A 20308-nucleotide genomic window follows, 5' to 3' on the forward strand; every position below is an offset into this window, starting at 1 on the left:
TACTCGTATCATCCTGATACTCGCCTCTTCGAGGCCACCTTCGCTATGCTCAGGTGTTCAAATTTGTTCCAGACAAATTTGTCCGCCGGCGCCCTCGGTCTTAACGCACCGTTTGTGGACGCGTTCCAGACGCACCACAAACTCGCCAAACATCCCTGTTTGGCGTGCTAACCTCACTCTGTTGTCGGCACATTCTGACGCCGGAACAAGACAAACTACATAACCTTTAGTGCTTTTTGTGAGTTATTTTTGTGTTAAAAAGCAATGCAATTACATCCAAAAAGTGGTCAGGAAAGGTATTGATTTTATTGAAGTTTTTATTTTGCTATTTTTAAGCTAAATCAATCAATTAAACAACCTAAGCAAAGCGCCGACATACAACAAATCAACAAAACCACAAATAGCGCCCCAATAACAGCAATTTAACCGCTCCAAACCCTTTTTTTAACGATAATTTAAAATTAAATAAAATCAAAACATTATAAAGCACCTCAAAAAAAGGGTTTTCAAAGATGAAATTGTTGTTTATCTTTATACAGCAAGATTTATCAAATCTTGAGTTCTACTTTAACGCCGTGTAGGTGGTTTAGAAATAACTTATTATCATAATGCCCGTAATGAATATCTTTAACTCCGTGTAGGCGTTTAATCAAAATAAAATCAACGATATAATTATAAAAACATAACAATCTTTCCCAAAAACGATGGTTATGTTGTTTGTTTTATTCCGGCGTCAGAATGTGCCGACAACAGAACGAGGTTAGCACGCCAAACAGGGATGTTTGGCGAGTTTGTGGTGCGTCGGGAACGCGTCCACAAACGGTGCGTTAAGACCGAGCGGCGGCGGAGGGCAGCCGTAGGCCACATTCTGCAGCCAAAGCGTGGGATTGCTAAGGGAATTCGCTTTAATTCCCTTAGCTCGGACGTGGTCACAATAGCTATTTTGTCCACCCAAGGTCAAAACGTCCGAAACCTGCGCACCCAATTTATTCTATTTACCAACCCCAAAAAGGCCTGATTTTCCGCCCAAAAATCGTTCAGAAAAGGTATTGATTTTATTAAAGTTTTTATTTAATGGTTTTACCAAAAACCATAAAAAAACCCAGCCAAAGCTGGGTTCTTATTTTAACCAACTAATTAAATTTTAGTTGTAAATGTACGAGCAATAACGTCGCGTTGTTGTTCAGCAGTTAGTGAGTTAAAACGCACCGCATAACCAGAAACACGAATGGTTAATTGTGGGTATTTTTCTGGATGTTGTACGGCATCTTCTAAAGTTTCACGACGAAGAACGTTTACATTTAAATGTTGACCACCTTCAACTTTAACAGTTGGGGCAACATCTAATGGGACTTCACGATATTCGAATTTACCTAGTTCTGCAGTTGGGATCACTTGATCTTCTTTATAAACTGATTTAGCAGCTACACAACGTGCTTCTTTTGTAGCGTTGTCTAATAACCAGAAAGAGTTAAGAAGTGCTGCATTGTCTGCTTTAGTAATTTGGATACCTGTAATCATTTTAAATCCTCCTAACGGGGCCTTATTGCCCTAAAATAATTAGGGTTAATATAGCACTTTGGATATTTGATTAAAGTCAAAAAAAGCTATCAATTCAATAAGCAATACCTTTGTTTAGCATTTTAGCTATGGTTGTATGAAAACTATTTATTACATTAATTATTTATTTTCTTTGTTAATTGTCCTTTTAGCAATAAAGGAGCACGACTGAATATTTAATACTCTTGATGTAGTGAGGTTTAAGCTGATTAGCATTAGGTTTATTATGATTTTTAGGTATAATTATTGTAATCAGCAAGTAGCATTGTTGAGTCATATAAAATTATAGTATAGGTATTGTATGAGTAATCAATTAACATGGCATGACGTCATCGGCGGTGAAAAAGAGAAGCCCTATTTTCAACATATAATACAATTTGTGGCATCTGAGCGCGCTAATGGTAAGATTGTGTATCCGCCCCAGCATGATGTGTTTAATGCGTTTCGTTTTACGCCATTTGACCAAATCAAAGTCGTAATTTTAGGGCAAGATCCTTATCATGGTCCTAATCAAGCCCACGGACTTTCATTTTCTGTTTTACCGGGCATTAAGCCACCACCATCGTTAATGAATATCTATAAAGAGCTATCAACAGATATTGAGGGATTTACAATTCCTTCCCATGGTTATTTAGCTTCTTGGGCGACTCAAGGCGTATTATTATTAAATAATGTGCTCACTGTTGAAGCAGGGCAGGCGCATTCTCATGCAAAAATAGGTTGGGAAACCTTTACTGACCATGTGATAGCAGCAATTGATAAACATCTTGAGGGTGTGGTTTTTTTATTGTGGGGATCGCCAGCACAAAAAAAAGGGCAGTTTATTAATCGTCAAAAACACCATGTATTAACGTCAGTGCATCCATCGCCGTTGTCTGCTCATCGTGGCTTTTTTGGTTGTAAACACTTTTCTAAAGCAAATGATATTATTACGCAGCAAGGTAAAACGCCAATTGATTGGCAACCAAGGCTACCGGAAGATCATAAATGAATACGAATAAAAAACGTCGAACAAGCTTGCAAGAGATCGCTAATTTAATTGGGATTAGTAAAATGACGGTGAGTCGTTTTTTGCGCGATCCTAATTTAGTATCTAAGCCTCTTCAATTACAAATTTCTGCTGCGATTGATAAGCTTGGTTATATTCCGAATAAAGCGCCTGATATGCTGTCTAATGCAAAAAGTAATGCAATTGGCGTTGTGTTTCCTTCGTTAACTAATCAGGTTTTTGCTGATATCTTAAAAGGTATCGAAAAGGTTACCGATGTTAGGGGTTATCAAACTATGATTACCCATACTGGCTACAGTGCAGAAAAAGAAGAGTCTCGATTACGTTCACTGCTTTCTTATAATATCGATGGCCTAATTTTAACCGAAAGAATACATACCCCTGCAACATTAAAAATGATCGAAATTTCTGGTGTCCCTGTGGTTGAAATTATGGATAGCGTTTCTCCTTGTATTGATATGGCTGTTGGATTTGATAATTTTACTGCGACTAGAAATATGATCCATCGTATGATAAATAAAGGGCGTCGTAATATTGTCTATTTTAGTGCAAGGCAAGATCAGCGCAGTATTATTCGTCAACAAGGTTATGAAAAAGCAATGGAAGATGCGGGATTAAATCCACGAACTCTAGCGACTAAAGAAGCATCATCTTATGAATTGGGTGCAAGATTTTTACATCAAGTTTTAAATGATTTTCCTGATGTTGATGGTATTTTTAGTACTAATGATGACTTAGCTTTAGGGGTATTGCTTGAATGCCAGAGAATTGGGATCGAAGTGCCAAAACAAATCGCGATTGTCGGATTTCATGGACACCAAATTGGTCAATTTATGAATCCAAAATTGGCGTCTATCCATACCCCAAGAGTTGAAATGGGGCAAATTGCTGCCGAGCTGTTATTAAAACGAATTAATGGTGAAAAAGTCGAGCAAAAAGTGGTTGATTTGCCGGTTGAGTATTTAGACGGCGAAAGTATCTGATCAAATAATTTTAATAAAACAACTGTTAATATTAAAATTGATTTTACTTTATCCAGCTCGTTGATTTCAGGTTTTCATAAAATGAGTTCTATGTTAGAATTATCGCTCAGTGGTTATTTATACCTACTAATAGATTATAGAAATAACACTGAGGTTCCCTCCCATGAAAATAGTTGAAGTAAAACACCCTCTCGTTCGCCATAAAATTGGTTTAATGCGTGAACATGATATCAGTACCAAGGACTTTCGCGATCTGGCCAGTGAAGTTGGTAGCTTATTAACTTATGAAGCAACGGCTGATCTCCCTACCGAAAAAGTCACCATAAATGGTTGGTGTGGACCGGTTGAAGTTGAGCAAATTAAAGGTAAAAAAATTACTGTCGTGCCTATTTTGCGTGCCGGCTTAGGTATGATGGATGGTGTGCTTGAGCATATTCCAAGTGCTCGTATTAGTGTTGTCGGTTTTTATCGTAACGAAGAGACACTTGAACCAGTTCCTTATTTCCAAAAGTTAACCTCAGATATTGAAGAGCGAATGGCTTTGGTTGTTGATCCAATGCTGGCAACAGGCGGTTCTATGGTTGCGACGATCGATCTGCTTAAAAAAGCAGGCTGTAAAAATATTAAAGTATTAGTTTTGGTTGCTGCACCAGAAGGCATTAAAGTGCTTGAACAAGCTCATCCTGACGTTGAACTTTATACCGCATCAATCGATGAGAGGTTGAACGAAAAAGGCTACATATTGCCAGGACTTGGGGACGCTGGAGATAAAATCTTCGGCACAAAATAAAATCTCAAATTTTAGACCGGTTAATCCGGTTTTTTTATGCCTGTCAATTAGGCAAGTTATACAACAAATTAGTTAAGTAAGAGAGGCGCGATGTGAGCAATATCACAACAGACAAAACAAAAAATATAACATCACTGCATAAGCATTCTTGGCAGGATATTTTTACTGGCGCACAAATGTTATTTGTCGCATTTGGTGCATTGGTGTTAGTACCATTGTTAACGGGGTTAAATCCCAATGTAGCGCTTTTTACTGCTGGGGTAGGTACTTTACTATTTCAATTAACCACTAAAGGTAAAGTGCCGGTATTTTTAGCTTCATCATTTGCTTTTATTGCCCCTATCTCATTTGGTGTTGCTCAGTGGGGGATCCCCGCTACGTTAGGTGGTTTAGTTGCCGCTGGTTTTGTATTTATGCTTTTGGCTTTTTCAGTCAAAATGAATGGTAGACATGTTATTGACCTCATTTTACCGCCGGTTGTGACCGGTCCAATTATTATGGTTATTGGTTTATCGCTTGCACCGGTTACTGTTGGGATGGCAATGGGTAAAAATAGTGGGCTACAAGCTGAAAATTATCAATTGATTCTTATTTCAATGGCTTCACTATTAACAACGCTAGTAGTGGCTATTTGGGCAAAAGGTTTTTTAAAATTATTACCAATTATTTCCGGTATTGTGGTTGGTTATGTGCTTTCTTGTGTGTTCGGTATTGTCAATTTTCAACCGGTGATTGATGCGCCATGGTTTAAAGTGCCTGATTTCACGTTTCCTGAATTTCACTGGCAAGCGATTTTGTATATGTTGCTAATTGTGATTGCTCCAACCATTGAACATGTTGGTGATATTATGGCAATTGGTGCTGTTACAGGTAAAGATTATACGCGTGATCCTGGTTTACATCGCACATTACTCGGTGATGGACTAGCAACTTCGGCAGCTGGATTTTTTGGTGGACCACCTTGTATTACTTATGCCGAAGTGATTGGTGCGGTTACATTAACGCGTAATTTTAAAACTCGCGTTATGACATGGGCGGCAATTTGGGCTATTTTAATGTCTTTTATTGGTAAAATCGGTGCACTTTTAGGAACAATTCCAACTGTAGTCATGGGGGGAATTATGGTGCTATTGTTTGGTTCAATTGCATCAGTAGGCATTAATATTTTAGTCAAACATAAGGTAGATCTATCCGTGCCTCGAAATATGTGTATTGTCTCATTAGTTTTAGTTTTTGGGATTGGTGGAATGATTTTTGATTTTGGGTCATATGCATTACAGGGTATAAGCTTGTGTGGGATTTTAGCCATTGTGTTAAATCAGATCCTACCACATCAAGGAAGCTCAACTGATATTCATTAAGTCCTTCTCCTATAATCGTTGGCGCTATTATGGTGGCCAACGATATAGATAAATCAACGTGCTAATCTATCGTGGTATTGTGCATTTTTTATGGCTTGCATGAATAGTTAAAAGTGAATAATTACTCACTTCTTTATTTTTATTGGACACAGTTAAGAACACCTATCTTTATTTCCTTATAATGAGCCCCCTCAACCAATTTTCCCTTCGTTTAGTTATGTTATTTTTGTTGTTCTATTAGCATAATGTATATTGTTTTTTTGAGTATGTAAGTAAAAACTCACAACTGATCATGGCTTTTATATATTGAGTATTAAATAAGGTTTAATTTAGATTTAAGTAATATTAATGGGTGCGCCTTTGGGGAGAATGATGCAGATCTGTTTATCTTAATTGTGGGCGAAGTGAGTGCTTAAGCATAAAAACTCACTTATCAAAAATAAGTGAGTTTTAAGTAATAATTGACTTTATTTGATTGGACGCATAGTCGGGAATAAAATCACGTCACGAATAGTGTGACTATTGGTAAATAGCATCACGGTACGGTCAATCCCAATCCCCAGTCCTGCTGTAGGTGGTAGGCCGTGTTCAAGTGCGGTGATATAATCTTCATCATAAAACATGGCTTCATCATCACCCGCATCTTTTTGTGACACTTGGTCAGCAAAGCGCTGTGCTTGATCTTCCGCATCATTAAGTTCTGAGAATCCATTGCCAATTTCACGACCACCAATAAAGAATTCAAATCGGTCAGTAACAAATGGGTTTTCATCGTTACGGCGAGCAAGTGGTGAAACTTCGGCTGGATATTCAGTAATAAACGTTGGTTGAATTAAATTTGCTTCAGCCACTTCTTCAAAGATTTCAGTAACAACGCGACCAAGTCCCCAGCCTTTTTCGATTTTGATGCCAACAGATTGGGCAATGGCACATGCTTTATCAAAATCATCTAAATCGGCATTATTGGTTTCAGGACGATAATGGCAAATGGCTTCACGCATGGTCATTTTAATAAATGGTTTACCAAAATCGAAAGTATGCTCGCCATATTGCACAACAGCATCACCTGTTACGGCAATCGCTAAACGACGGAATAAGGCTTCGGTTAATATAATTAGATCTTTATAATCGGCATAAGCCATGTACATTTCCATCATGGTGAATTCTGGATTGTGTCTTGGCGATACCCCTTCGTTACGGAAGTTACGGTTAATTTCAAAGACACGTTCAAAGCCACCCACCACTAAACGTTTTAAATAAAGCTCTGGCGCGATTCGTAGATACATATCTAAATCAAGCGCATTGTGATGCGTAATAAATGGTTTTGCTGATGCACCACCTGGAATGACTTGCATCATTGGAGTTTCAACTTCCATAAAGTGATTTTCAAGCATAAAGTTACGGATTTCGCTAACCACTTTTGAACGAGCCTTAAACGTCTCTCTTGACTCTTGATTGGTGATAAGATCCAAGTAACGTTGACGATAGCGCATTTCTTGATCGGCAAGTCCATGAAACTTATCAGGCAATGGACGTAGCGCTTTGGTTAGTAAACGAATTTCTTCACAGTGAATAGAAAGCTCGCCTGTTTTTGTTTTAAATAGGTAACCTTTCGCACCGACAATATCGCCTAAATCCCATTTTTTAAATTGTTCGTTATAAAAACCTTCAGGGAGATCATCGCGGGTAACATAAAGTTGGATCTGTCCAGCAACATCTTGCAAAGAAACAAATGACGCTTTCCCCATAATACGGCGCATCATCATACGTCCTGCGACCGTTACGGTAATTTTGTTTTCAATGAGTTCTTCGTTAGTTTTATCGCCATATTGTTTGTGGAGATCGTTTGAAATCGCATCACGGCGAAAATCATTAGGAAACGCAACACCTTGTTCGCGAAGATGAGCGAGCTTTTCGCGACGTACTTTTAGTTCGTTATTTAACTCTTCAATTTGTTTTTGTTGATCTTGCTGCTCTGTTGACATAGTTTTACCTTTTATTTATAGCCAAGCGGTTTATAAGCCTGCTTTTAAGCTTTCTTCAATAAATTGATCTAAATCGCCATCTAATACGGCCTGCGTATTACGCGTTTCAACACCAGTGCGTAAATCTTTAATACGTGAATCATCAAGCACGTAAGAGCGAATCTGACTGCCCCAGCCGATGTCAGATTTGTTTTCTTCCATCTGTTGCTTTTCGGCATTTTTTTTCTGCATCTCAAGCTCATACAGTTTTGCTTTTAACTGTTTCATGGCTTGATCTTTATTGCTATGTTGTGAACGGTTATTTTGACACTGCGTCACAATACCGGTTGGCACATGGGTAATACGTACAGCAGACTCGGTTTTATTCACATGCTGTCCACCCGCACCTGATGCACGGTATACATCAATGCGAAGATCAGCTGGGTTAATGTCGATATCAATATCATCATCAATTTCAGGATAAACAAACACTGACGAAAACGAGGTGTGACGTCGATTACCTGAGTCAAATGGACTTTTACGGACAAGGCGATGTACGCCTGTTTCAGTACGTAACCAACCGTAAGCATAATTACCGGATACTTTAATCGTTGCTGATTTAATACCGGCAACATCGCCATCAGAGACTTCCATCACTTCGGTTGCAAAGCCTTTTGATTCCGCCCAACGCAAATACATTCTCAGTAGCATTTCAGCCCAATCTTGTGCTTCAGTACCGCCCGATCCAGATTGAATATCCAAATAACAATCTGCACTATCGTAATTACCTGAAAACATACGCCGAAATTCAAGGCCGGCCAGTTTTTTTTCTAGTTGTTCAAGTTCGCTATTTGCTTCATCGAAAGTCTCTTGATCGTCCGCTTCGATAGCTAGTTCAAGTAAGCCTTCAACATCGTCAAGACCTTGCGTTAATGAATTGATAGTATTAATAATTTCATCTAATGCAACGCGCTCTTTACCTAACGCTTGCGCTTTTTCGGGATCGGCCCAAACTTCGGCTTGTTCTAGTTCGGCATTAACTTCTTCTAGCCGTTCCTTTTTGACATCATAGTCAAAGATACCCCCGAATCACGGCCGTGCGTTCGGTAAGTTCTGCTATCTTTGATCTAACAGGATTAATTTCAAACATGATTTAAATTGGTTTGCTCAGTTTTATGATTTTTTAACAAGCGTTCATTGTAGCGGATTTGGGCATAATTTAGCAATTGCCAATTGCCATTTTGACTTGAACTTGATGAATAAAGTGCTCAGCGAAAAGCAAAGATAGCGCATAAAGCGCTATCTTTTTAGTTGAAGATATTTAGTGCAAGTTGGGTTATTTTTTTGCTTCAGCGTATAGCTCAGCAACTTTATCCCAGTTAACCACATTCCAAAATGCACCGATGTAATCAACACGACGATTTTGGTATTTCAAATAATAAGCGTGTTCCCAAACATCAAGCGTTAAGATAGGTGTACCAGAAACGCCAGCAAATTTTTCGCCCATCAATGGTGAATCTTGATTAGCTGTTGAAACAACTTCAAGTTTACCATTTTGTAATACTAACCAAGCCCAACCAGATCCAAAGCGAGTGGCTGCCGCTGCTGCAAATTTTTCTTTAAATGCATCAACTGAACCAAAATCTTTTTCGATGGCTGCTTTAAGTTCACCTTTAAGTTCGGTACCAACTTTTAATAGTTCCCAGAAAAGGGTGTGATTAACATGACCACCTACGTTATTTTTAATGCCTGTAAGTTTATCAGCGGGCACTTTATCTAAATTTTTTAATAAATCGCTTGGGCTAAATTGTTTAATTTCAGCAGATAAAGTTTCAATGATAGCATTGGCATTGTTGACATAGGTTTGATGATGTTTATCGTGATGAAGATGCATTGTTTCAGAATCGATATAAGGCTCTAATGCATCATAAGCATAAGGTAAAGGGGGTAAAGTATAAGCCATGAAATTTGCTCCTTTCATATATTAGGTATTATTAACTACTTTATCTTATGAGTATACGGGCTATTAGTATAGCCCTCAAACTATCACTTAGATAGTTAGTGGCTATCTGTGATTGGGGTGATTATTATTTTCCCAATTAGCTTTCATTACTTGCGATAAATGGGGTATACATCATAATTGCGTGGTTTTCGCTGATGAGCTTTTCTTCGACATGGTTATCAATTAAATGTGTTTTGCGTTGCCATATTTTATTATGTCTGGTATAGCCTCCCCACCACTGTTGTTCAATGCGATGATCGGTTTCTAGGATTTGATAATGATGAGTTAATGGGATATTAGCAAGTAATTCACCATGTAAATATTGATCATCAAGCCAAAGATTAAGCCGGTAAGTGGTATTGGTTTTATTGATTAATTGTAAATCAACATAGTTATAAGACAAGGTTGCGCCACAAGCAAAAGGAATTGTACGATTGATATCAGGGAAAACATCAAAACTATGCCGCCAACGCTCCATAATGGTGAGATCAGAATGTAACACAATCCAATAAATCAAATTACCTAATTGGCATAATCCTCCACCAATATCTTTGCCTATCTGCCCATTATGTAATGATAGTCCTTCTAAAAATCCTCGTTTTTTGGATGGGCGTCCTACTTTTTGCCAGATCGAAAAACGTTGATTGGGCTTAATGATTGAACCATTAAGTTTTTCAATGGCTAATCTAAGATTAGTAATTTTATTATACTGTAAATACATATCCACATCTTTTAGCGGTCTTAATAAAACAGACTGATGTTTTTTGTGTGAATAACAACAGGTATTATTATTTATGTCGATAGTGCTATAGGCGTGACGATGTCGCCACCACTCAAATTTTCGTTTTAAGATAAAATACTCTTTGCCTAATTTTAGCCTTAATTTACTGCGCTTTATCGGTTTATCGACAATGATATCCTTCATATTTTTCCATTCCTTTATCTACAATATATAATCAGTTATTTTTTTAAAGATGATTGATAGCGCTGGCTCAACTTGTCGAGAAAAGTGAAAAGTTTTTGATTCATTGCCGTGTAATCATGCGAGCGAAGCGTTTCAGGCGTATCAACAAAGCGGTAATTTGCAGCTTGATTAAGCTCTTTTTGCGAATGGACAATCAGCAATTCAACGACTTCAGGCGTGAACTCCATATGGCATTGAAATCCATAAACGAATTTATTATAAGCAATAATTTGCCGAGGACAGCCTGTGCTATAAGCTATAATTTGGGCATCTTTGGTTAAACCAGGCATATCATTGTGCCAATGACCGACTTCTAATGTATTGCCAAAATCAGTAAATAAAGGATTTGTTTTACCGAGTTGCGTTAATGTAATTGGGAATTTTCCAATCTCTTTTTCTGGGCTTTGGGCATGACTTGCGCCTAACGCCTCACCAATTAATTGAGCGCCTAGACACACACCAATAACTATTTTACCGGCATTTATCATTGATAAGATCACAGCTTGTTCTGCTATAGAATCAAAATGAGCGCATTCTTGTTTGGTTGTTGACGGTGATTGTGGACCACCCATCACAATAAGAAAGTCGATATCATCAATGCAATTAGGAAGTGGTTCACCAAGATAAACGCGAGAATAGGTTATGGTGTGATGATGCATCCTAGCCCATTGTTCATAGGCTCCAGGTGCTTCGAAAGCTTCATGGATAATAAAATGGATATGCATTAATAAAGGTTCCTTGCCTATAAATATTATCACCAAAAATCATGGTTTAATGACATTATATATATCTAAAGATAAATTTATTATTGAATTATTATGAATAATTTTTTCGCAAATACAATATAGACTTTTGATATCAACAGGATAAAAATTTGGAAGAAAGAAAAGAAGTTTGGTATAAGAAGTAATTTATCTAAGATGGTTTTAGAATTTAGAAGTTGGCTCCTCCAACAGGACTTGAACCTGTGACATACGGATTAACAGTCCGCCGTTCTACCGACTGAACTATGGAGGAACCGAAATGTAGCGCGCATATTATAGATTTTATGGCGCTATGTCAATAGTTAAATGCTTTTTTTGTATGAACTCGCCTCCTTTATAATCATTCAAGTGTTAGGATTGTCTTGAATAAGTGTTTTTGTCTGAGTAATTGTTGTGGATGCGAACCAAGCTCTTGTTGTGGGATGCTCTGTTTTAGATCGCGATAATAATCAAGCCAATAAGGCAAAATTTGATTTGTTGTTATATCCTTAAAATTCATTGGATATAATGCGAAATAATCATTACCTTGTTTAGTTTTAAAGGCATAAGTAATCAGTTCACTGCAATAAAAACCATCTGCATTTTGATGAAAGCTATGATTGTAAGGTAAACCTAAGCAATGTTTAGCTCGCTTTAATGCATTTTGAATAACGGCCAAATCATGGATTCTACCAATGATATTACGTCTAGCCGCACCAACAAAGTCAATCAAAGATTGTTCAATTACGCCATGCTTTTGTGTCGCTTCGATGACGCTATTATTGCCAATATATAAACCGACATGATTGATATTTTTTGTTATCTCATCCATGTTAGGCACTGCGCCAGAACGGTTTATTGCGTGACTAAAATCATTATCTTCGTTAAGGCTTTGGAAGATGATATCGCCACTTTGAATATTATTGATTTTTAGCACGATAACGCCATAGAGAAAACATTACACAAGTTGCAATAATAAATTTAAGTGCATCAATACCAACAAATGGAAAATAACCCACTTTTAATGCATCAATAAGTGTAATATGCAAATAACCCATTAAATAGACAACACCAAATATAAATAACAATTGATGTGCACAAGCAAATGCAATTAAGCCTAAAATAAAGTGACGATCATATCCCTTTTCTGCTGCAAAACCAGCTAAATAGGCACTAAATACATAGCCATATAAGTAACCGGAAGAAGGTGACGCTAATGCCATAATCCCACCACTGCCATTAGCAAATAGCGGTAATCCCATCGCGCCTAAAAAAAGGTATTGAATTATTGCTAATGCACCTAATTTACGACCTAAAAAAGCGCCAATTAGCAATACTGCCAATGATTGTAATGTAAATGGAACCGGATATGTCGGAATACTAATATTAGCAGCTAATCCTAAAAGTAATGCTGCACTAGTGGTGGCCAGTAATTTACGTTGCCAAGAAGATAAATTAACCAGTGTCGTGATAAATGTTGGATAATACGAAGTAAGTTGTTGTTTCATTATTTTCTACCTTTGATACATAAATAGTAGAACTATAATAGCGCAATGTATTTCAATGTAAACTATTTTTTATATAAAAAGTTTACATATAGGTTAAATTGTTGCTATCACAGCCCAATACAAAGAGCGTGATAACAAAAAATAAGGTTCTACTTAAACTAAGTAAGGATTGCTGATTCGTTCATGACCAAAACTTGACATAGGGCCGTGTCCTGGTACAAAAATAAAGTCATCACCAAGTGGTAATAATTTGTTAGTGATTGATGAAATTAAATCGGTATGGTTGCCTCGAGGAAAATCTGTCCGTCCAATACTGCCTTTAAATAATACATCGCCGACAAAAGCTAGTTTATCCAAATGATTAATAAAAACAATATGTCCAGGAGTATGGCCTGGGCAAAAAAGCACATCAAGAGTTATGTTACCTACTTGAATTTGGTCGCCTTCTTTTAACCAACGATCAGGTAAAAAGCTGTCAGTATGAGGAAAACCAAATTGTATGCATTGTTGTGGCAAACTTGTTAGCAAAAATTCATCTTCTTGGCTTGGTCCAATAATTTTTACATCATAATATTGAGCTAATGTGGTTGCCGCACCAACATGATCTAAATGTCCATGGGTTAATAAAATCTGTTTAATATTTACACCTAGTTTTTCAACGGCTTTTTTCAGTAGTTCTGGTTCACCACCAGGATCAATCAGTGCGCCTTCCATGGTTTGATCACACCAAATAATGCTACAGTTTTCTTGGAAAGCAGTAACAGGGACGATTTGATATTGAAACATTTACTTATCTCCTTATTTCTTGGCGATGGGTGATTAGATTTTTGCCGTCTTCATTTTTTAGTTGCGCAAAAATAATGCTTGATAGCACTGTAACCACACCGAGTATAACAAATGTTAATTGAAATGCGTGAATAGTACTAGCAGAGTTGCTAATTAATCGCAGTAAAACTGCACCAAATCCTGTACCAAAACTAATAGCAAGTTGTTGATTAACTGCCATTAAACTATTGCCACTACTCGTATTTTCCTTTTCTAAGTTCGCTAAAGTTATGCTATTCATCGCGGTATATTGCATAGAATTAATACCACCAATACAAAATAGCAATAAACTAATTAATATAAGTGGTGTTGATAAATTTAACAACGACATTAAAACAATCATGATGCCCGCTAAAATGGTATTAGCAACGAGCACAAAACGATAGCCTAAACGAGCTAAAATACGTGGAATAAAAATTCGAGTACAAATTGATGCAATGGCCATTGGCATTAGCATCACACCGGCAAAAATGGCTGAGTAGCCAAAACCAACTTGTAACAACAATGGAATTAAAAAAGGCACACCAGATATACCTAATCGGCAGATTAAATTGCCAATAATGCCTATTTTAAAAGTATGGATCTTAAAAAGTGATAGTGGGAATAATGGTGTTGGTTTCTTTTTGGCATACCCATAATAAATAATTAGAAAAACGAAGCTGATTACGGCAAGTAGCAATGGAAAATCATATGTCTGATTTTGGTTTAAAACCTCTACACTTAAAGTGGCACTAATAAAGGCAATCACAATAAATATAAAACCAAACAGATCAAAAGGCATATGTTCACCCTTTAGATTAGGCATATATTTCCAACTAATTATCACACCTAAAATACCAATGGGTAAATTAATAAAAAACACCCAATGCCAACTCACCACATCAACCAAATATCCTCCTAATACTGGTCCCAAAACAGGTCCAATTAAACCGGGAATAGTGGCGGTATTTAAGGCAGCTAAAAAATCACTACGCTTAAAAGATTTAATTAATACTAAACGTGATATCGGCACCATCATTGAGCCACCAATACCTTGAATAACACGTGAGATATCTAAAAAAATTAATGAATTGGATAAGGCACAAAGCAATGAGCCAAGGGTGAACAGTGAAACTGCCATCACAAAAATATTTCTAGTGCCAAATTTATCCGATAAAAAACCACTGACTGGAATAAATAATGCCAAGGTTAAAGCATAGCTTATCACTGCTGATTGCATATTTAAGGGGGATTCATTAAGATCTTTAGCCATCGTGGGAAGCGCAGTGTTTAATATCGAGGTATCAAGCGATTGCATAAAAAATGCAAATGCTGCAATCCATGGTAATATTCGATAAACAAAGGGTGGTAACTGTAATTCGCTATTCATTTTAATTTTGCCTAAAATTAATTTAAATGCTGGGTGAGCAGTTGGCTATAAGCACTGGAAATTAAGCTCTCTTACTACTTATTTTATTAAGAAAGAGAGCGATGGATGCCATTTTACAATATTATTTATTAATTATTGGCTTTTTTCTTATTCTTAACAGATTTATCTTGCCAATAGCCAGCTAGTAATGAACCAGAGATATTGTGCCAAACCGAAAATACTGCCGCGGGCAGCGCTGATAAGGCCGAAAAGTAGGTAGTACCTAAGGTAGCGGCAAGGGCGGAATTTTGCATTCCCACTTCAAGTGACATGGTTCGGCAAGTTGACTCATCAAAACCAAATAAACGACCACCCCAGTAACCGCCAAGTAAACCTAATGCATTGTGAATCACAACTGCAAAAATAACGGTGCCCCCCACTTGACCAATTTGCGTATGGCTACCTGCTACGACAATGCACAGAATTAATAAGATACAGAGCATTGATAAAAGTGGTAAAAATTGTTCACATTTTTTGACGATAGGATATAAAAAATGGTGAACAATTAAACCTAATATAATCGGTATTAAAACGATCTGTACAATATGCAAAAGCATGTCCCAAACAGGGACTTCAACAGTTGTTCCTACTAATAATAGTGTGAGTAGAGGTGTTACAACCACGCCTACTAGTGTTGACACTGATGAAATTGTCACCGATAACGCAACATCGCCTTTAGCAAGATAAATCATCACATTTGAAGCCGTACCGCTGGCAACGCTACCGACTAACACCATTCCAACTAATAATTCTGGTCTCATTGTAAACAGTTTGGCTAAGATTAAAGCAGTTAGTGGCATTACAATATAATGTAGTAAAGTGCAAATTATTACTGCTTTAGGCTTGGTTACCACACGTTTAAAGTCATCAATACTTAATGTAACTCCCATGGTAAACATTACAAACATAAGTAAATGTGCGGTGTGGGGGCGTATAGGAATAAAGGTATAAGGAAAGAAATAGGCAACACCGGCGCACAGTATTGCCCACAAAGGAAATAATCGGGTAAGAGAGATAATAGATCGAATCAACAGCTGATTAAATTGTCTGGTCATATAAACCTGCTATGGGTTTAATAAAATAATTCTAGAATAATGATAGGGTTATTTTATTTGTTTTGTGTAATTTTCATTCTATTTATTCTATTAAATAGCGTCAAGGTATTTATTAAAATCGTGCTGCGTATGTGTTCTGCTGATTCATTGCGTAATTGGGTTAATATTTTAAAGACTTCGGCGATATATTCAGGGCGATTTATTTGACCTTGACGGCCATTTAATGGCATATCAGGAGCATCCGTTTCGAGCACAAGGCTCTCTAGCGGTAATTGAGCAATCGTATTGCGCGTTTTATTCGCTCGTTCATAACTTATTACGCCACCTACACCAATATAGTAGCCCAACTTAACAAATTGCATAGCTTGCTGATAGCTACCTGAAAATCCATGTATTACACCACGGCAAGGTAAGTTGGCGCGGTGTAATTCGTGGTACATAATATCGTGCGCTTTGCGTGAATGAATCAAAACAGGTAAATCAAACTGTTTAGCAAGCGCTAATTGTGACCTAAAAAATGATAACTGCTGTTGCCAATCAATACTTAAATCATAGCGATCCAGTCCTATCTCACCAATGGCAATTAATTTTTTAGGTTTGGTTTTAACGATATTGGTTAACAGCTCTAAATCCGCCATGGTATGTTGATAAATAGGATGCAGCCCCAAAGCAGCATAGATCTCGCAATAATTATCAGCAAGTTGCAAAACGGTATTAAAATAGTTAGCGCTAACTGCGGGTATGATTAACCCAACAATATCCGCTTGGCGAATTTTATCTATTGAATCGGCCAGATGATCAGTAAAAGGCGGAAAATCAAAATGACAGTGTGTATCAATAAACATAATGCCCCTTATTCTACGGTTGCTTGATGTAATAAAATTGGTAGTAAAAATCGTTGGGCAGCAAAAGTAATTTGTTCAATTAATTCATCCGTTAATTCAGGATAAAGTCTAGCGTAGTAGCTATCACACTCAGCCGATTGGTATAATCCACCTTGCCAAGTATTTAACAGTTGATTAATTGCTTTTTCACTCGCGATAACCTCACCTGTTTTTTTGTTATAGGCTGCAATTAACCAATTCCATGCGCATTGTACAGGTAGTAATAAAGGTTGATTGATACCTTGTACATAGCCTTCAATTAACGAGGTTAAAATTGCCATAGCCTCATTACTTGGAAAGTGTGAAAAACGCCATTCGTTTTCTTCTCTGCCATAGATACGGCTTTGACTTTCAACTTTATCTGGATTTAAGATGCAATAAACCAAATGGTCGATCCACAACGAAATACCATCTCGAATTGAAAGTTTTGAAGGGCGCCATGTTAAAATACCATCATCTTGAATATGGGGTAACCAACCTTGTAATTGGTAATGTTGTTGATTTAGTGAAATGGCTAAGTTCACTTCTTGAGTTGTTATTTCTAGGCGTTCTTGGCAGATTTTATTAGCTAATGATTGCATTGCTTCATTTTGTTCATGATAAATAATCTGTCCAAATGCGCCATCTGGCAAGTCACCAGTTAGCGCTAAGTGTTGATAACAATCATTGGATTGTTGTGATTCTTTGGTGATAAGTTGATTTAAAATCTGCAAGTTCAATTGATAACGCTGTAAGCTATCAAGATTAAAGTTTTCCGCATCGGGTAATGTATCATCAAGATAATTAATATAAAAATTAAAACGTTTTTGTAAAAATAGCCTAATTGAGTGCTGGTAAAATCGTTTTAGTTCGTCAAGATTGATATTATCGACGCTAATAGCGGCTATTTCACTAATAAAGTCTTGATTTTCCCCTCGTTGTAATGCAGCGGGTAACCATTCATCAGCATAACTTTTGGGATCTTGCAAAAAGTTTTGGGGGTTAAATGGTGTGCGTGTATGGTTTACACGTAAAAAATCCAAGTTATTTGTCGAGCTATCAACTTGATTAACAGGCTTGTTATAATATTGTGCAATATACTCCCAAAGCTCATCAACTAGTATTGATGGGTAACGTTCACTATCATCTTTTATATCTCGCCCAATATAGCTAATATATAACTGGTTTTGCGCTGATAAAATAGCCTCTAAAAATAAATAGCGGTCATCATTACGGCGACTGCGATCGCCTCGTCTTGGATGATGAGCAATAAGATCAAAGTCGAGAGGAAGCGATGTTCTTGGATAATCTCCGTCATTCATACCCAGCAAACAGACCACTTTAAAAGGAATGGATCGCATTGGCATCATGGTACAAAAGTTTATCCTACCAACTAAAAAACGATGCGCTAGATGATTTTGCTCTAAGCGCGATTGCATTGCATCATGCAAAATTGTGATAGAAATATTATCAGTATAATTAGCAGCTAAACCACTATTAATTAATTTTTGCCATTCCTCTTCGATCATTAATAAAATTGATTCACGTTGTGGGGTATCGACAAAAAAATCGTTAATTAGTTCAAGACAGCAACTTTGCCATTCAACTAATGTTTTTTCTTCGCTTAAAGCTGTAAACCATTTACTTACAATTTTAATAAACTCAGCTAATTGGCCGATTAATTCGGCATCTAAGCCTGTCGCGCCATCATACGGCAAGATCTGTTGCCAACCGCCTTGTTCACTACTCATGGTATAGCCTAGTAATAAACGCTCCAGTCCAAATAACCAGCTATGTGCACTTTCAAGACCAAAACGAATGCCTGATTCAATAATCCAAGTACGTAATAAAGTTAACTGTGATTCACTAATTGCAAATTTTTCTGAAATAGCTGGTATCTCTAATAAATTAAACAGCTCTTCAGCAGTAAATCGACTTTGTGGAAAATTTAATATAGTAAAAAAACCTTGTACAATCGGATCAATGTTACGTGCTTTTTGATCAGATATAGTAAAAGGCAAATAGCGTTTTTCATAAGCATTACCAAAAACAGCACGGATATAAGGGACATATTTATCAATATCCGATACCATCACAATGCAATCACGTAATTCTAATGTAGGATCAGCATCAAAAACAGATAAAAGATAATCATATAACACTTCAACTTCACGTTGTTCGCTATGGCAAGCATGAAAAGATACGGATTTATCTGCTAGTTCAACGGGTTGTTGAGCATCTACCATTGGATAAAGATCAAGGATATCTTGTTGAATTGCATGTAATAAACAATCTCGGTTTTGATCGGCAAACACATCAATATCTTGCTTATTATTGAAGTCCTGTAATAAAAACAGATTATCACGCCCAAGTTTCCCCCACGAAGTTAAAAGTGGATTGGGGCTTTTTTCAGGGGTATTGAAGATATCTGATAACTGCTTTTCAACAATATCGCCCCAATACCATTTACATGGATTATTAAACATCAAATGGACATCAATATGTCGTCCAAGTGCTGAAAGTAGTGAAAGATAGATCGGTGGTAGCGAAGTAATACCGAAAATAAAAATACGGCTAGGTAACGGATCTAAACGTGAACGATCAAAGTTATTATCTAACAAAATTTCAAGCATTTGTTGATAAATATTAGCGCGATGATAAGGTTGACTTATGGATATTAGCTTTCGCCATAGCTCTGCTTGCCAAACTTCGTCAGAATGATGATTTAATTCGGCAACATTTTGGTTGGCTTCCCATTTGGCTAACCAATCGGGGCGATAAACTAAATATTGGTCAAACAAACGGGCAATTCGTGTTGCAAGTTGGTACTGCTTTCTATCTTGCTTATCAATATCAAGATAATGTTTAAGTGCGCTAAACTCAGGTTGTTTAATAACTTGAGGCAACAAATAATACAAACGCCAACTCATTGATTCAACATTATAACTATTTTCAATTGGCGCCTCGGGTAACAAGGTTTGATAAAGTTGCCAAATAAACTGCGTTGGAAAAAGAAAATCAACATTAGCCACAATACCAAGTTCATCCGCTAACGCAATTTGCAACCATTGTGCCATACCTTGGCTTTGCACCATGACTATATCAGGTGTAAATACATCCTCTAATGGTTGCCTGCGCATCAATTCACTTACAATAGACTTAAGTAGATCGACTTGGTTTGAATGATAAATGGTAAACATAGCAATACTAATTATTGGTAAGATTGGGTTAAGATTATCGCTGATCGTTACTCATAAATCTAGTCGCTATTAT

General features: G+C 37.0%; 17 protein-coding genes and 1 tRNA gene. 4 read left to right on the forward strand and 14 right to left on the reverse strand.

Going from position 1 to position 20308, the window contains the following annotated elements:
- Positions 1-1137: 1137 nt before the first annotated feature.
- On the reverse strand, positions 1138-1521 hold the full coding sequence (gene grcA / locus GYX25_RS09550) for an autonomous glycyl radical cofactor GrcA (RefSeq protein ID WP_091350418.1): 384 nt from the start codon (positions 1519-1521) through the stop codon (positions 1138-1140).
- A gap of 340 nt (positions 1522-1861) precedes the next feature.
- Here grcA and ung point away from each other — a divergent pair, with 340 nt between their 5' ends.
- From ung to GYX25_RS09570, 4 genes are all read left to right on the forward strand, one after another.
- Positions 1862-2551: a uracil-DNA glycosylase gene (gene ung / locus GYX25_RS09555; protein WP_160402359.1), complete on the forward strand. Its 690-nt coding sequence runs from the start codon at positions 1862-1864 to the stop codon at positions 2549-2551.
- On the forward strand, positions 2548-3552 hold the full coding sequence (gene gntR, locus GYX25_RS09560) for a gluconate operon transcriptional repressor GntR (protein ID WP_160402360.1): 1005 nt from the start codon (positions 2548-2550) through the stop codon (positions 3550-3552). The genes ung and gntR overlap by 4 nt, the downstream gene beginning before the upstream one ends.
- Before the next feature lie 163 nt (positions 3553-3715).
- Positions 3716-4342: a uracil phosphoribosyltransferase gene (gene upp, locus GYX25_RS09565; protein WP_091350428.1), complete on the forward strand. Its 627-nt coding sequence runs from the start codon at positions 3716-3718 to the stop codon at positions 4340-4342.
- A gap of 101 nt (positions 4343-4443) precedes the next feature.
- Entirely contained in the window at positions 4444-5703 is a 1260-nt protein-coding gene (locus tag GYX25_RS09570; protein ID WP_425337795.1) for a uracil-xanthine permease family protein, read from the forward strand.
- A gap of 467 nt (positions 5704-6170) precedes the next feature.
- Here GYX25_RS09570 and lysS read toward each other — a convergent pair whose 3' ends face one another.
- The 13 genes from lysS to recC form a co-directional block, all read right to left on the reverse strand.
- Complete coding sequence (lysS, locus tag GYX25_RS09575) at positions 6171-7688, reverse strand: lysine--tRNA ligase (protein WP_174787261.1); 1518 nt, start codon at positions 7686-7688, stop codon at positions 6171-6173.
- Positions 7689-7718: 30 nt separating this feature from the next.
- Positions 7719-8817, reverse strand: a protein-coding gene (gene prfB / locus GYX25_RS09580; protein ID WP_174787262.1) for a peptide chain release factor 2 whose coding sequence is annotated in 2 segments (ribosomal slippage) — positions 7719-8741 and positions 8743-8817 — 1098 coding nt in all. Because the reading frame shifts where the segments join, the coding sequence is not laid out codon by codon here.
- Positions 8818-9003: 186 nt separating this feature from the next.
- Positions 9004-9630, reverse strand: coding sequence for a Fe-Mn family superoxide dismutase (locus tag GYX25_RS09585; RefSeq protein ID WP_174787263.1), 627 nt, complete (start codon positions 9628-9630; stop codon positions 9004-9006).
- A 136-nt stretch (positions 9631-9766) separates the two neighbouring features.
- Complete coding sequence (locus GYX25_RS09590) at positions 9767-10594, reverse strand: VanW family protein (RefSeq protein ID WP_174787264.1); 828 nt, start codon at positions 10592-10594, stop codon at positions 9767-9769.
- Between the two features lie 35 nt (positions 10595-10629).
- Complete coding sequence (locus tag GYX25_RS09595; protein WP_174787265.1) at positions 10630-11358, reverse strand: type 1 glutamine amidotransferase; 729 nt, start codon at positions 11356-11358, stop codon at positions 10630-10632.
- A 216-nt stretch (positions 11359-11574) separates the two neighbouring features.
- A tRNA-Asn gene (locus tag GYX25_RS09600) sits at positions 11575-11650 on the reverse strand.
- An 87-nt stretch (positions 11651-11737) separates the two neighbouring features.
- Entirely contained in the window at positions 11738-12313 is a 576-nt protein-coding gene (locus GYX25_RS09605; RefSeq protein WP_174787266.1) for a YiiX/YebB-like N1pC/P60 family cysteine hydrolase, read from the reverse strand.
- A complete protein-coding gene (locus GYX25_RS09610; RefSeq protein ID WP_091350442.1) occupies positions 12297-12884 on the reverse strand; it encodes a biotin transporter BioY in 588 nt (195 codons plus the stop codon). Before GYX25_RS09610 ends, GYX25_RS09605 begins: the two co-directional genes overlap by 17 nt.
- Positions 12885-13037: 153 nt before the next feature.
- A complete protein-coding gene (locus tag GYX25_RS09615; protein ID WP_085247616.1) occupies positions 13038-13670 on the reverse strand; it encodes an MBL fold metallo-hydrolase in 633 nt (210 codons plus the stop codon).
- Between the two features lie 4 nt (positions 13671-13674).
- A complete protein-coding gene (locus GYX25_RS09620; protein ID WP_091350448.1) occupies positions 13675-15078 on the reverse strand; it encodes a DHA2 family efflux MFS transporter permease subunit in 1404 nt (467 codons plus the stop codon).
- A 128-nt stretch (positions 15079-15206) separates the two neighbouring features.
- Positions 15207-16172, reverse strand: a complete 966-nt coding sequence (gene panS, locus GYX25_RS09625; RefSeq protein ID WP_091350450.1) for a ketopantoate/pantoate/pantothenate transporter PanS — start codon at positions 16170-16172, stop codon at positions 15207-15209.
- Positions 16173-16225: 53 nt separating this feature from the next.
- Complete coding sequence (locus GYX25_RS09630; RefSeq protein ID WP_091350452.1) at positions 16226-17017, reverse strand: TatD family hydrolase; 792 nt, start codon at positions 17015-17017, stop codon at positions 16226-16228.
- Positions 17018-17025: 8 nt separating this feature from the next.
- Positions 17026-20235: an exodeoxyribonuclease V subunit gamma gene (gene recC / locus GYX25_RS09635; protein ID WP_174787267.1), complete on the reverse strand. Its 3210-nt coding sequence runs from the start codon at positions 20233-20235 to the stop codon at positions 17026-17028.
- Positions 20236-20308: the final 73 nt, after the last annotated feature.

This window comes from Gilliamella sp. ESL0254, assembly GCF_013344985.1.
GTDB classification, from domain to species: Bacteria; Pseudomonadota; Gammaproteobacteria; order Enterobacterales; family Orbaceae; genus Gilliamella; species Gilliamella bombicola.

Bases quoted from the DNA above. Each gene is read 5' to 3' on its own strand.
- grcA (WP_091350418.1), bottom strand. From the start codon at position 1,521: ATGATTACAGGTATCCAAATTACTAAAGCAGACAATGCAGCACTTCTT.
- ung (WP_160402359.1), top strand. From the start codon at position 1,862: ATGAGTAATCAATTAACATGGCATGACGTCATCGGCGGTGAAAAAGAG.
- GYX25_RS09610 (WP_091350442.1), bottom strand. From the start codon at position 12,884: ATGAAACAACAACTTACTTCGTATTATCCAACATTTATCACGACACTG.
- gntR (WP_160402360.1), top strand. From the start codon at position 2,548: ATGAATACGAATAAAAAACGTCGAACAAGCTTGCAAGAGATCGCTAAT.
- GYX25_RS09620 (WP_091350448.1), bottom strand. From the start codon at position 15,078: ATGAATAGCGAATTACAGTTACCACCCTTTGTTTATCGAATATTACCA.
- recC (WP_174787267.1), bottom strand. From the start codon at position 20,235: ATGTTTACCATTTATCATTCAAACCAAGTCGATCTACTTAAGTCTATT.
- panS (WP_091350450.1), bottom strand. From the start codon at position 16,172: ATGACCAGACAATTTAATCAGCTGTTGATTCGATCTATTATCTCTCTT.
- GYX25_RS09615 (WP_085247616.1), bottom strand. From the start codon at position 13,670: ATGTTTCAATATCAAATCGTCCCTGTTACTGCTTTCCAAGAAAACTGT.
- GYX25_RS09630 (WP_091350452.1), bottom strand. From the start codon at position 17,017: ATGTTTATTGATACACACTGTCATTTTGATTTTCCGCCTTTTACTGAT.
- GYX25_RS09585 (WP_174787263.1), bottom strand. From the start codon at position 9,630: ATGGCTTATACTTTACCCCCTTTACCTTATGCTTATGATGCATTAGAG.
- GYX25_RS09590 (WP_174787264.1), bottom strand. From the start codon at position 10,594: ATGAAGGATATCATTGTCGATAAACCGATAAAGCGCAGTAAATTAAGG.
- lysS (WP_174787261.1), bottom strand. From the start codon at position 7,688: ATGTCAACAGAGCAGCAAGATCAACAAAAACAAATTGAAGAGTTAAAT.
- GYX25_RS09595 (WP_174787265.1), bottom strand. From the start codon at position 11,358: ATGCATATCCATTTTATTATCCATGAAGCTTTCGAAGCACCTGGAGCC.
- upp (WP_091350428.1), top strand. From the start codon at position 3,716: ATGAAAATAGTTGAAGTAAAACACCCTCTCGTTCGCCATAAAATTGGT.